9 protein-coding genes are annotated in these 13539 nt (G+C 37.4%); all 9 read right to left on the minus strand.

Annotated elements, in window-relative coordinates; translation table 11 throughout:
• A complete protein-coding gene (locus ACYQ0N_RS02730; protein WP_177532506.1) occupies nt 1–390 on the minus strand; it encodes a P-II family nitrogen regulator in 390 nt (129 codons plus the stop codon).
• Between the two features lie 64 nt (nt 391–454).
• Nucleotides 455–2149: an allophanate hydrolase gene (locus tag ACYQ0N_RS02735; RefSeq protein ID WP_460161792.1), complete on the minus strand. Its 1695-nt coding sequence runs from the start codon at nt 2147–2149 to the stop codon at nt 455–457.
• An 18-nt stretch (nt 2150–2167) separates the two neighbouring features.
• Nucleotides 2168–5755 carry an urea carboxylase gene (gene uca, locus ACYQ0N_RS02740; protein ID WP_460161793.1) on the minus strand — a complete coding sequence of 1196 codons (3588 nt, stop codon included), beginning with the start codon at nt 5753–5755 and terminating at the stop codon, nt 2168–2170.
• 105 nt (nt 5756–5860) lie between these two features.
• The gene (locus tag ACYQ0N_RS02745; RefSeq protein WP_177532503.1) at nt 5861–6508 is read right to left on the minus strand and encodes an urea amidolyase associated protein UAAP2; all 648 of its coding nucleotides are present in this window, start codon (nt 6506–6508) and stop codon (nt 5861–5863) included.
• Between the two features lie 12 nt (nt 6509–6520).
• Complete coding sequence (locus ACYQ0N_RS02750) at nt 6521–7240, minus strand: urea amidolyase associated protein UAAP1 (RefSeq protein ID WP_177532502.1); 720 nt, start codon at nt 7238–7240, stop codon at nt 6521–6523.
• A gap of 164 nt (nt 7241–7404) precedes the next feature.
• On the minus strand, nt 7405–8163 hold the full coding sequence (locus ACYQ0N_RS02755) for a response regulator transcription factor (RefSeq protein ID WP_177532501.1): 759 nt from the start codon (nt 8161–8163) through the stop codon (nt 7405–7407).
• Nucleotides 8164–8357: 194 nt separating this feature from the next.
• Nucleotides 8358–8627: an ATP-binding cassette domain-containing protein gene (locus tag ACYQ0N_RS02760; protein ID WP_460161794.1), complete on the minus strand. Its 270-nt coding sequence runs from the start codon at nt 8625–8627 to the stop codon at nt 8358–8360.
• A 149-nt stretch (nt 8628–8776) separates the two neighbouring features.
• Nucleotides 8777–12706: an Mbeg1-like protein gene (locus ACYQ0N_RS02765; protein ID WP_460161795.1), complete on the minus strand. Its 3930-nt coding sequence runs from the start codon at nt 12704–12706 to the stop codon at nt 8777–8779.
• Entirely contained in the window at nt 12699–13508 is an 810-nt protein-coding gene (locus ACYQ0N_RS02770) for a hypothetical protein (protein ID WP_460161796.1), read from the minus strand. The genes ACYQ0N_RS02765 and ACYQ0N_RS02770 overlap by 8 nt, the downstream gene beginning before the upstream one ends.
• Nucleotides 13509–13539: the final 31 nt, after the last annotated feature.

Genomic DNA, 13539 nt, shown 5'->3' on the forward strand with positions numbered 1-13539 from the left:
TCAATCAAGTTCTGATTTATTTAAAGCTTTCACTCCTTCTTCACCTGTTCTTACTCTATAGATGTTATCAATACCGGAAACAAAAATTTTTCCGTCTCCGATATGTCCCGTGTAAAGTTCTTCTTCTATTAGCTTTATCAAACCGTCAACATTTGATTTCTCACAAATAATCATAATCTTGCTTTTGGGAAGCAGCTGAAGATTTGAGTTTGTATCTTCTTCATATTCCAGAGAACCAAGCTGAACCCCGCATCCAAGTACATTCGATACTGTTAGGCCAGTTACGCCAAGCTTATTTAATTTTTTGATAAAGCTTTTCTGACCAAATTTTTCTATAAGCTCATTTACTTTTGACATTCCGCTTATAATTTCTACCCTTGAAAATTCCATAACTTTTCCCTTTCTGAAATAAAGACATGACGATAAATTATCAAACACGCCTTTGTATCTATTATTAAAATTTCTTTTTATCTGTTATTTCTTCGGAATTTTGGACAGCATATTGTTCGCACAAAAATCCTTTTGCTTTGCTTCCGTCGGCAAGCTCCACCGTGCCGATAACAAGCGGTTCAAGAACACTGCCCGAAAAAATTCCAAATGATTTTTTGCTTATTCTGTAAATATCAACTTCAATCGACTCTCCGCCGCCGCTTTTGATAAGCCCCGGTTTAACTGGCGATGTATTCAGCTTAAATAATTTATATTTTTTAGCTGTCGCATCATGCCTTAAAAATTCTGCACCAAGTTCAGAAAGCTGATATTCCAAAGGATAACCTTTTTTATGAAGTCCGCAAACAGCGAATTCGATATATTCGCTATCAAGAAATTTGTCTGCAGCTTCAATAACAAGATTCTCCGAATCGCTTAATCCGAATATTGTAATTCCAAACGGTAAATTTTTATCAGTACTGTTTTCGGGAATTGCAATTGCGGATAAGTTCAAAAGATTGCAATGATTTGTATATAGTCCCATCATGCTGTTTGTTTCAATAGGGTTTTCTCTTACTTCATCTCTTGTGAAACTTCCTCCGGCTGTAGGCATAATCATGACAGAATTTTTAAGTAATATACTAGCTTTATGTCTGTAATTTTGCAAATCATGAAGGTTCTTAAATAATTCCGCGGCAGTATTACTTTCTTTTGCACCGCTTCTTAATATAATTTCGGTTACCGGAAAAGTCTTATTAGGGTTTTTCTCCACAAATTCTTTTAAATCAAGCCATCTTTCAGCTACATATGCGCCTTCGTAAAGAATCTTTGCGGCAGTGTAAAAGAAATCATAATCTATATATTCGATTTTAATCCCGAGATTTTTAATTCTTTCCGCCGCGTTATTCCATTTTGTTCTGTAATTATCGGAATAAGCTCCGAAAAATATCGGTTCGTCTTTCGGAAGATATATTTTTTCGGGTAACTTTTTTCCTTTTAATTCAATAGCTTTACTCCAACGGCAATTTTCATCAAAACCACGTACAATTTTGTTTACAATTTGAGTGTCTTCAAGATTATTTGCAAATACGGTAACACAATCTAAACTTGCGCAAGCGGGAACGACTCCGTCTGTTGACCAGGCGCCAAGCGAAGGCTTATATCCAACTATGGTATTTAGCATAGCGGGAACTCGTCCCGAGCCTGCGGTATCTGTTCCAAGTGAAAACGCCGCCATTCCGAGTGCGACAGCTACGGCAGAACCCGAACTTGAACCTCCGCTTATCATTTTTTCATCATGTGCATTATGTACTTCTCCATAAGGACTTCTTGTACCTACAAGTCCCGTTGCAAATTGATCGAGATTCGTTTTACCGATAGGTATTGCTCCCGCATTTATTAATTTTTGTACAACTGACGCGCTTTTTTTCGGAACATATGAAAATTCCGGGCAAGCAGCCGTAGTCGGAACGTCTTTAAGATCTATATTATCCTTTATTGCAAACGGAATACCCCATAGAGGATGATCTTCGGCGTTTTCAGGTAAATTTGCAATATAATTTTTGATTAATTCCATACTCGGTTTTACAATCCATACATTATATTCCGAATATTTTTCCGATCGTTTAATTATTTCTTCAATAAGTTCTGTTGGTGTAAACTCGCCGTTTTGATAAGCTTGTTTTATATAACTTACGGTAAATTTTTTTGGAAAAAACATTTTTATTTCCTCCGATTTTTAATTTTGTATTTTAATCGCGGCAAGAACCTGTCCTGCATTAACTTGTTCGCTTTCCTTGATATATATTTTTTTGATAACGCCGTAGTTATCCGCAGAAATAGGGAATTCCATTTTCATGCTTTCAAGCACGGCTATATCCTGCCCTTCTTTTACATAATCGCCTTCCTTAACAAGTATTTTCCAAACGCTGCCCGGAATAGCGGCATTTATACCTTCGCAATTATCAGGCAAAACAATATCTTCGAAAGTATTTACTTCAGGTTCTTCGGAAATGAATTGGTCAAGCCCTTGTTCCTTCCATCTGTTTCTTTCGGCTTCAAACGCCGCTTCTTGATGTGATTTAAATTCCTCACTGCTTTCTTTTATACTTTCAAGATACGCCTTATATTCACCTAAGTTAAAGGTTGTTTCTTCTATTTCTATTTTAAACTCTCCGCGAAGAAAATCTTCTCTGTATTTTAAAATTTCATCCGCACTGCATGGATAGAATTTAATTTGATCAAAGAAATTTAAAAGCCAAGGCTTATCATCTGAAAAATATTCTGTTTCCTGCTTAGAATTCCACATCTGAACAGTTCTTCCTACAAATTGATAGCCTCCGGGACCCTCCATTCCGTAAACGCAAAGATAAGCGCCGCCGATTCCAACCGCATTTTCGGGAGTCCAGGGCCTTGCCGGATTGTATTTTGTGGTAACCATTCTATGACGCGGGTCTGTAGGCGTAGCGACAGGAGCGCCTAAATAAACGTCTCCAAGTCCTAGAACAAGATAATTTGCGTTAAAAACAATATTTTTTACATCTTCCAAACTGTCAAGACCGTTTATTCGTCTTATAAATTCGGGATTGCTCGGGCACCAAGGCGCGTCGGGTCTTACCGTTTGCTGATAACGTTTCGCGGCAATTTGTGTTTGCGGATCGTCCCATGAAAGAGGCAGCTTTATTATTCTTGACGGAACAGTTATATCTTCTATCGCAGTAAGTTTTTTATTTATTTCAGCTGCCTTTTCAGCCGTTTCAATTGCATTTGTTTCATACACATCAAAATGTATCTGTAAAGAACGAATACCCGGCGTCATATCTATTATTGGTAAATCTGATTTTTCAAGTTCTTTCATAAGAATATGAACTCTGAATCTAAGCTCGATATTAAGCTCCATTTCACCGAATTCTATTAAGATGTTTTCTTCACCGTCAAGACGAATCATATAATCGATACCACACGCTTTTCCCTTATCAAGAATCGCATAAGACGAATCTAAATCATCTGATTGGTTTGGCAAAATAACCTTTGTATATTCAAGGCTTATGTTTTTGTCTACGGCGTCTCGTATTTCTTTAGCCTGTTCCAAAGTTATAAGTCTGAAATGAACTTTATCTCCCGGATGAAGCTGACCAAGTTTCCATTGTTCTGCTTTTGCTGTAGTTACAGGGCAAACAAATCCGCCAAGGCTCGGACCGTCAGGTCCTAAAAGTATTGATTGGTCTCCTGTTAAATCAAGCGTTCCTACAGCGTAAGCGTTATCATGAATATTTGACGGATGAAGGCCTGCTTCTCCTCCGTCTTCTCTTACCCACTGAGGAATCGGTCCGTTAAGTCTTATACCTGTTCTTGCGCTGTTGAAATTAACCGTATATTCCGATTCTGTAAGTGTTTTTAAATAATCGGATTTTAAATATTCTTCAGTAGGCTGGGGGCCCGGAATAACTCCTATTATCCATTCGTTTGAAATTTCCGGGATATATTTTTCATCAAACGTTTTTACTTCATTTGTTCGGCAATTATCAAATAATCTTAAAACATCGCCCGTTCTTAGCGTTCTGCCGTTATGTCCGCCGGATTTTCCGTCAACGAATGTCGACCGGCTTCCCATAATTACAGGAACATCTATTCCTCCTTTTATCAGAAGATAGGTTCTCATTCCTTTTTCACAAGTTTTAAACTTTAAAATCTGCATAGGCGCTGCATTTACAACAGAATACGTTTTTACAGGTACTCCGTCAAGCGTAGCCTCCATATCGGCTCCTGTAATGCAAAACGAAGCGGATGTTCTGAAACGATAGCTTCCTCCCTTTAGCGTAAGCTCTATACCTGCCGCATCCTCGGAGTTTCCAAGCAGCTTATTAGCGATTCTGAATGAATAGTTATCCATTGCGCCGCAAGGGGGAACGCCAACGGTCCAGTAGCCAATCATACCGCGGTAATCCTGTACGGTTGACTGAACTCCTCCGTCAAGAACTTCTATGGCTTTTTCCTCGGGAGCAAAATTTTCAAGCATTTTGGTAAAAAGCTTGCCCTTATGGTAATTTTCAGTGTTTATAAGCGCTTTTAAATACTGTGTATTGTTTGTTACGCCATAAATTTTAGTTTCACAAAGCACATCATTCATTTTCTTTACAGCGTCTTTACGGTTATCAGCATGAACGATCAATTTTGCAAGCATAGGATCATACAATGAGGAAACTTCAATATTTTTTCTTATCCATGTTTCAACACGTGCCTTGCAGCTTAAACAAACATCGTCTATTTTACCGCTGCTCGGACGAAAATTATTTATACAATCCTCGGCATATACTCTGACTTCTATGGCATTTCCGTTCATAGAGTAATCTCTGTCAATATCTTTTAATTCATCTGCCGCTTCTTTTATCATCCATTCAACAAGGTCGATTCCCACAACCTCTTCGGTTATTCCATGTTCCACCTGCAAGCGAGTATTTACCTCGAGAAAATAAAATTGTTCCGCTTCCTCATCATATAAAAATTCGACAGTTCCCGCATTTCTGTATCCCGCCGCTTTTGCAAGACATCGAGCGGATTTATACATTTCTTTTCTCACATAATCCGGAAAATTCGGAGCAGGAGCTTCTTCAACTACCTTTTGATTTCTTCTCTGTACAGAACAATCTCTTTCGCCCAGTACAGCAATTTCTCCGAATGTATTACCGAAAATCTGTACTTCGACGTGACGCGCTTTTCTTATATACTTTTCGATAAATACGCCTGAATCATTAAAGTTGCTTTCTGCAAGGTGCCGTACATTATCAAACGAATCAATAAGTTCCTGCTTATTCTCACAAATTCTTATACCTATACCGCCGCCGCCGGCTGTGCTTTTAATCATAACAGGATAGCCGATTTTTTCAGCAGAATTAACAGCAATGTCTGTATCCGATATAAGTCCTGTTCCTGACAAAAGCGGAACATTTGCTTTTTCAGCAATTTCTCTCGCTGAGTGTTTCAATCCAAAAAGTTTTATTTGATTTGAATCGGGACCTATAAATTTTATTCCGTTCTTTTCGCATTCGGCGGCAAATTCGGTATTTTCACTTAAAAATCCGTATCCCGGATGAACAGCTTCCGCGCCTGTTGATTTTGCCGCGTTTATTATTTTTTTTACATCAAGATATGTTTCTTTTGCTGTTCCTTCACCGAGATAAACCTTTTCATCTGCGTTCAATACATGAAGGCTGTCTCTGTCGGCTTTTGAATATACAGCAACACTTTTAATACCCATTTTAGCAAGAGTTCTTTCTACTCTTACGGCTATCGCGCCTCTGTTTGCAATTAAAACTTTAGTAAACATTTATGTTTCCTCCAAAAATAAAAAGCTGCCATAATTTTATATGTTCGCCGTTGAACTAAAAATATGACAGTTTAATAAAATTTCGCTATATTAATTTAAATTGACTCAATCCCAAATAAGCAGTCTTACAGGCGTAGGATTATATGCATTGCAAGGATTATTTAATTGCGGACAATTGCTTATTAAGATCATTACATCTTCAAGAGCTTTCATCTCAACATATTTCCCCGGAGACGATACGCCGTCATCAAATTTCAATCCGCCTTCCTTTGTCACAGGAACATTCATAAAAAAGTTTATATTTGGCGCAAGGTCTCTTTTTCTGATATCTTCACCGCAATCTGCCAGCTGAAGCATAAAACTGTCACGGCAGTTATGCATATATCTTTTTTCTCTCGCATATCTTACCGTATTACTTTGTGATGAACAAGCGCCGCCAAGCGTATCATGTCTTCCTGTTTTATCTGCAACAATTTCAAGAAGAGGCTTTCCTGATTCAGCTCTGAGAATACTGCCTGTCGTAAGATATATGTTTTTCTGCATTACAATAGTTTGTACGGCGCTGTAATGATCTTCAAGATTTGTCAAATCATAAAAGGTCGTATCTACAGCTTGATTGCCTTCAATATCAAGTATTCTGAAAGTCTGACCCTTATGTAATTTATGAATCCAGCCAAGCCCTGCTTCAAGAACCTCATTATATACTGCGTTTTCAATTTTAAGATTACTGTCTTTTTCTTTAAATCCAAACATACATTTTCCTCCCTATTTTCCAAGTAAATTATTATAATCCCATGTATTTTCAAAAGCTCTGTAATTTTCGTTTCTGAAATTTACACAGTAATCTGTTAAATCAACCGGCGGAGCATCATAAACTTCCATTGTTACAGGAACCGATGGATATTCATTTGAAGGATCAAGCGGATTTGGCGTGTTCGATACTATGAACAAAATATCCATTTCTGTCCTAAGCGTTACGGTAGCTCCTTTTTTGCAATGATTCTCATCATAATGCATACTTCCGTCTTCTTCAACATAAACCTTTGAAAATAGATTTACACAAGGAACGATATCTCTTTTACTCATATTGTTTCTAACAAGCTCTACCTTGAAGTTCTCTTCACCGCATCTGTAATAATCGTTGCCTTGCTTTTGATATGATGTTTTTCCGTATTTTTCATCTGTCAGGATTCTTGTTGTATGTCCCGATATTGAATCGTGCCATCCAAGACTGTCTTCGACAATGCTTGCAAGAACTCTTCCGTTATCGCTCATGAGTACGTTACCTCTTGTAAGATGAGCTGTATATTGAGCCTTTAGAGTATCAGGCATATTGTATCTTTCCGATCTGTCTATAAGATTATAAAGTAAAACAGATATATTTGCATTATCTCCAAGTGACTTGAAGTGAATATACTTACCTTTGCCTATAAATCCCGACCATTTTTCACCGGCTTTAAATTCCTTTAAGAATATCTTCTGCATAATTTTCTCCGTTCCGATGACTGCAAATGCCATCTGATTTATTTCTTTATGTATATTATAACAGAAAATAATTTTTATACAATTAGCAAAAATATTGATTTTAAATATAATTATCTCATACTTAATATTATTTCTTAATACTTAAGTATGAGAAGACGAAAAAATTATATTTCGAGAATTAAATTTATAAGACCGGTACGGCTTTTAACTCCTGTCTTGATATACAAATTATATATGTGAGTTTTTACAGTAGCAAGGCTGATACATAACTTTTCCGAAATATCTTTATTAGAATATCCCTGTACCAGAAATATCAATATTTCTTTTTCTCGTGCAGTTAGTTCATATTTTTGAGAAATTTCATCAATAATAATATTATTGATTTTTGCGTTTTCGGAAACTTTTAATGCTTTAGATACAATGTTTTCAATATGATTTTTGAATATATTAAGTATATAAATATCTTTTTCGGTAAAATCTCCAATGTCTTTATTTCTGAATATATTAAATATTCCTAATATATCCGAGTTTCTAATCATAATAATGCCGCAGCCATATGTAAAATTTCCCGGCTCAAGAAAATTTCTGTAGAAATTTGTCTCTTTTCTTATACTTTCGTCAAGAATATCTGTATCACGATATACAACGGTTTCATTGGTAAGATCGTATAAATAGTTTAAATAATCTTGTTTATAGTATATATTTATGTAATCTCTCATTATTCTCTCTTCCATGTTTTCACTTACAATTTTATTTATTATTATATTTTTATTTTTATCAAGCAGCAGCATATAGCCTGATGTATATTGTATTAATGTTTTTATTATTTTGAAGAATTTACTTGCCAAATCTTCTATGCTTTCTGTCATATATAGTTCAAGAAGTATGTTATTAATCATTTTCCACTCTGATTCCTTCAACATAATTTATCAACTCCATAAATAAAAAAAGAAGCATATATCAAGTGTAACATACTCGATATATGCTTCTTTGCATTAATATTACTATTTGCATTATAGCATAATTACATACGATTGTCAATATGATTACTATATTTTGCGCGCTGGCTTCATCGTGCAGCGCCTTTTCTCTTAATCTTGCAAGCTCCTGTATCTTTTCATCCTCGCTCATCTGGTGTATTACCACTAATTGCGTGATTCACAAGTGAAATATCCATACCGTCTATGGATATTTTACCGCCCTCCGGCAAATAAAGTCTTTGAATCAGCTTTGAAATGGCGCTCTTTCCCGAACCGCTGTGTCCTACAACACCGACTATCGTTCCGGGTTCTATCTCAAAACTCATTCCCTTGATAACCTCTCCGCCCTGCGGATTGTATCTGAAATGCACCTGATCGAATATAATTTTACCCTGAACGCCGGGCATAGCAGTCTGATTTGCGCCGCAGTCATTAACTTATTTAACCGTTAACTTTATTATTATCAATAAAATCAGGGCTATTACCGCAAGAACACTCATTATTTTCAGTCTTATTCTTATCCATTTCTTTATTATGGCTCTCCAGTCTTATTCCATCATAATACCTCTGAAATTACTCTGCCTGCCGTACCGACAAGCAGTTGATTCAAAGCTGACGTATCCTGCATCGGATCGTTGACGCTCATGCAGTCAGAAACGTTGTTCTCCGTACCGAAAGCGGACATATTTTCGGTCAGTATCATTACCTGTATATCCGTCTGATCTGAGATTTCCTCCGTTTCCTTTGCCGCAGAAACAGCGCTTGATGAATCAATCAGAACGGTGTCGCTTGTTTCTGTGAGTAATTCAGAAGTAACGTTGTCGTCAGCGTATATATCGCTGAGCAAATCTGCACTCGCCTGTATAATTTCTTCCTCAGAGGTTTCCTGAACAATTGCATCATTGCTCGCAGGCTGACTAAGCTCAAGCTCCCATGTATCCTTATTTACTGTTCCTACTGCTCCGTCTGCAAATTCAAAGGTATAGCCGCCCTGATTCCACTTGTAGCCGTTAATAGTAAGCTTGTCCTCGGTACCGTTTACAGTCATTTCAAGCGTGGAATCCCACAGATTTGTTATTGTAACTTCACTTGAACTTATGTCCTTAAGCTTTACGATACTGCTTCCGCCCCAGTCCTCGATCGTGTCGTTTCCGTAGCCTTTGCCGAAGATATATGTATCGTTTCCGTTTCCTCCGTACAGCCAGTCGTTTCCTGTTCCTCCGTCGAGGATATCATCGCCGTTTCCTCCGTTGATAGTATCATTACCGCCTTCACCCTTTATTGTAACTCCATTATCGCTCCAAGCAGACATCCAGTCGCTACTGTCGGAGCCGTGCAGTGTTGTTATCAGATCGTTTATCATCGTACCGTTGATATTGAAATTCTGGAAGCCTGCTCCGTCAAAGTACTGCTTTATAATGATATTATCTGCGCCGAATGAAATCATAAGGTCGCTTCCGTTTATTCTTGACATAACCGCGTCTGATATTGAAAGTCCCGAAAGCTGTATTGTATTATTTCCCGCAGCGTCGGAAATAGTATCTGTACCATAACCAGCCTTGAAAATAATCGTATCGTCGCCGTGATCGTCCTGAATGTAATCGTCGCCCTCTCCGGGATCAATTACATCGTTTCCGCCGCCGGCATAGATTGTATCATTTCCTTCATCACCAAAAATGCGGCTGCTATCATTTCCATCATAAATAATATCATTACCGAATCCACCGCGTATCATATTATTTCCATTACCGCCATACAGATGGTCGTTTCCTTCATCACCATAAATATGGTCAGCATTTTCACCGCCGTAAATGTAATCTATTCCAGTACCGCCATGCATAACATTATATCCATTTCCGCCGTTCATAGTGTCATTTCCGGAACCGCCTTCTATATAATCAAAACCTTCGCCGCCGGTAAAGTTATCGTCGCCCTCACCGCCGTACATATAGTTAGGACCGTTTCCGCCGTGGAATACATCATTGCCATCTTCGCCATACATGTAGTCTGTATCTTCTCCGCCGACAAATACATCGTCGCCTTCACCGCCATACATATGATTAAGTCCGTTTCCGCCTTCTAAATAGTCGTCGCCATCATCGCCGTCAAGATAATCGTTTCCTTCGCCGCCGAACAGCTCGTCATAATCATTACCACCGTGGAGTTCGTCATTACCATCTCCGCCGAAGAGTTTGTCGTTACCGGAATCACCGTAGAGGATATCATCTCCAGTGTACCCTAAGCTGTCATCTTCGCTGTCACCGTATATTTCATCATCTCCATCACCTCCGTAAAGGTGATCGTTACCGTTTCCTCCCTCGATATGATCCTTATCACCTCTACCAAATATTATATCATCACCGTCATCTCCGAAAAGAAGATCAATTCCTAATCCTCCGTCAATCCAGTCATCACCATCTCCACCGCTGATATAATCAGTCATTCCGCCTCCATAGATAGTATCATCTCCGGCTTCACCAAAGATTTTATCTAATTCGTCACCGCCATCTATGTAATCATTTCCGTTACCGCCATAAATGGTGTCACGTCCACCTTCTCCGTAAATTATGTCGTTACCATCGTTTCCTTCTATTGTATCATCTCCGTCACCGGAATATATTTCATCATCTCCTGAACCTCCGAAAATGGTATCAATTCCACTTCCTGTTTTTATATTATCATTTCCGTTGCCTCCATTTATTTTATTATCGCCATACAAGTCAACGATTATATCATCGCCATCGTCTCCGATAATGCTGTCATTATTTTCTCCGCCGTCAAGATAGTCATTTCCCATTCCGCCGTCTAAAAAATCCACGCCGTCATTTCCGTAAATATCGTCATTTCCATTCCCTCCATAGAGTAAATCACTGTCATCTCCGCCGTTAATTACGTCATCTCCGCCAAAGCCGTTAATGTAATCATTACCTGGCAAGCCATAAATATAATTGTCAAAATCATCGCCATCCAAATTATCATTACCCGGAGTTCCGACTATTTTATTATGTAAAAATTTACTGAAAATTTTTGTTATGTAATCAGTTATAAATCCTGCATTTTCTTCAGTTGTATATTTTTCTACTATAGCATGAACCTCACTCTTGTAATCTTCTTTTAAAGCTCTTATCAAGGCGGTTTCTTCTATATAATCCTCAGCGCTTAAACTGTTTTCAATGTTATCAAGTATACCAAATTTCTTGAGAAGCGGAAGTAATGCTCCATAAGCTTTTGAAAGCGATACTGCAAGAATTCTATCTTTATCCGCTAAAGCATTTTCAATTGCTATTTGTACGAATTCTTCATTTTCCTTTTCATCCGCCCAATCTACTAATACCTGATCCAAGCTGCTGATTACTGGCTTAAGCATTCCGGTTGCATCCAGATGTTTTATTGTAGTGGCCAAATCTTCGGAAATTTCAACCCCTAATCCATTCATATAATCGGATAGTAATTTACCGATTGCAGCTATATCTTTTTCAACGGTATGAGGATCATACTTTTCACTTAATCCTTCATAAATGTATATAATTAATGCATTTACCTGTCTCCTGAGCTGACTTTCCTCAACTTCATAATTAAGTTGATTATTCTCATTGAACACTACATCCCAGTAATGATGATTAAAAGGATTTTTATCTGCAATAGAAGCTTTTATATAGTGCCTTTCAATATCGAGTTCATATAGCAAGCCATTAACAACGTCAAATTCAGCGCTATATGAAACTATCTTATCCTTATTTTTTTGTATTTCCTCAAAATATTTAAGCAAAAATTTTTCAGAAAATCCCTGCCCGTCATATGAAAGTGCTTTTGAAATATATTCGGAATATTTGGACACAACGGTAATATATTGTACCATATTACCACCCTTGGAATGTCCGCTTAGCTGAACATCATTGTACATTGTTAATTTTGGGATACTTTCAAAAAAGTTCAGAGCTTTTTGCTGATACTCTGTGTCTGCTAAAGTTGCCGCCTCAGTATTTTCAAGCCATGCTATATATCCATCGGTTCCTCTGTATATCACATAGGCATTTCCGTTTGAATCCTCAAAGCAGGCTGCCGTTAATCCGTCTGTACAATATTTATCGGCGCCATTTTCCATAAGCTCTTGCTGATATTCACCCGACGTATATGAAACCTTAAGATTCAATAGTTCATCATCATCTCTTATCATATCTACGGTTTTCTGCATAGCTCCGTTATTTATCGCTTTAACTTCAAAGTTTACCACATTATCGCCGCTGTATTCCTTGCGAATTTTATCCGCTTCCTCAAATTTTCCGGCAGCCTCCAATGTAGATATCTGATAATCTCTTTCTGCAATACGAATTTTCGTTTCATTAATTTTTCCTTCTGGATTAACATTTCCGTTTTCATCGGTGGTTATATATTCAATAAATTCACTTACATTTTCAAAATTACCAGACGTTATTTCCCTTAAATACACCAACCCGTCAAGCTTCATCAATTGTTCATTATTCATTTAAATCTTCCTCCTTATCGGCTATGCCGTATTTATTTTCTCTGCTATTAGAGACATTAAAGTTTGCCTGAACTCCACTACCAGTAAGTTTTACTTTTAGCGGCATAGACCAATAATGTCCATAATCTTTGCGTGTGTTAATCTTGTCGTATATGCTTTCATCTTTATAAACAGTAATACCAACCTGCCCTCGAATTCCCACCTCCGCCATTCTGTTGGCTATCTCAGAGGCAGTTTCTGTATATGACTTTTCATATTCAGATGCGGGAAGCAGCACTGTAAACAGCAATCCATAATATTCCGATGTCGGTGATAATTTCAAAAAATCTTCCGCTGTTCTGCAATCCTTATAATCGTCCGGCAATGTGAATCCGTTATTTCTATAAAAAACTTTGTATTCACACTCTATATACGGATCAACAAGTTCTGCAAACCATTTTTCCAAATCATCTTTAATGCCTAACATTAACCCATCGTCTGATATTGTATAATTTTCTTCATCTGTAAACGTAATTGTTATATTCATTGAATCATAACTCTCATCGTATGCGGTCAAATAATAACTATTATAAATGCTGCTTGGTCTGTCTGTTAACGCTATTTCAAATTCTTTTTTATACTTTTCTTTTAAATATTCCTCGACTATCTCTGTTACTTCATCATCATCCTTAGTTATTACATTTATACTTGATGTTTCAACTTTTGCTTCTGACAAATCTGGATTTACGGTTTCACATCCGCTCCCTCCGATTATTAATACTGCTGACAGCAGTATTATATAGATTCTTTTTAATATTTTCATAAAGACCTCCCTTTATATATTTTTCTAATAC

Source organism: Ruminococcus sporogenes (assembly GCF_054655175.1).